A 1,149-nucleotide genomic window follows, 5' to 3' on the forward strand; every position below is an offset into this window, starting at 1 on the left:
TTGCACAGACTCGGATTGGTGATTCCGTGGGTAAGGAAGAGAGGGAGATGATTCGGATGGTCGATCGTGTTCTTGGTCAACTGAGCCTGGCGGACGGGCTGGCGCGGACGGATACGATGCCGCTCGACCGGATCGCGACCGTCATCGACTGGATGCCGATCCGGGCACTTCTTGGTCAGCGCAGCGGGCCGGGGGCGGGCAACACCAGCTATCCAGCCGAGACATTGCTGCGGTGTCTGTTTTTGGGCGTGTGGAACAATCTCAGCGACCCCGCCCTTGAGATGCAACTGCGCGACCGGCTGTCGTTCCGCCGCTTTGCCGGCTTCAGCCTGTCGGACCGCACGCCGGACCATTCGACGTTGTGGCGCTTCCGCGAAGAGCTGACGTGCGACGGTCTGATTGATCGGGTGTTCGATGAGATCACCCGGCAGTTTGAGCAGAAGGGCCTGATCCTCAAGCACGGCACGCTGATTGACGCATCGTTCATGCAGGCCGCCGCCCGCCCGCCGGCGAAGCCGAAGAAGGGTGAGGAGACGGCGGCGCGGCCATCGGCCGACCCCGATGCGCGTTGGGGACGCAAGGGCAAAAAGACCGTGTTCGGCTATAAGGTGCACAACGGCGTCGACGATGCTCACACGCTGATCCGGCGGATGCACTTCACCGATGCTTCGATCACCGACACCGAGCCGGCCGACACGCTGATCTGCGGCGACGAGGAGGCGGCCTATGGCGACCAGGCCTATTACACCCATGCCCGGCATGCCCGGCTTAAGCAGGCCGGCATCAAGGATCGGTTGATGCATCGGCCCAACAAGCACCATCCGCTGACGCCGCGCCAGAAGCAGCGCAACCGGCTGATCTCCAAGGTGCGGGCGGCGGTGGAGCGGCCGTTTGCGGTGTTCAAGCAGCGCTACGGCATGCGGCGGCTGCGCTTCTTCAACCTGGCGACCAACCGGACGCAGTGCGTGCTTGCCGGCTGCGGCTACAATCTGCAACGGGCGGCCGCCGTCCTTTCCCAGTGAGGAAGCCGGCATGAGGACGGCGGAGTCTGCGCAAATCCGCCGAGGGGGGCCAATTGGGGCCCCGAGGCGGGCAAAAATGCCCTGCAAACCGGGCCAATGTGGCTTGATCGCGGTTCAAAAAACGCCC

The 1,149-nt window shown here is 64.4% G+C and carries 1 protein-coding gene; it reads left to right on the forward strand.

The features are described 5' to 3' along the window. Positions 1–56: 56 nt before the first annotated feature. The gene (locus NMG80_RS05730; protein WP_254017245.1) at positions 57–1,022 is read left to right on the forward strand and encodes an IS5 family transposase; all 966 of its coding nucleotides are present in this window, start codon (positions 57–59) and stop codon (positions 1,020–1,022) included. Positions 1,023–1,149: the final 127 nt, after the last annotated feature.

Origin of the sequence: Mesorhizobium escarrei, assembly GCF_935825525.1 — a bacterium.
In the GTDB taxonomy this organism is placed as follows: Bacteria; Pseudomonadota; Alphaproteobacteria; order Rhizobiales; family Rhizobiaceae; genus Mesorhizobium; species Mesorhizobium escarrei.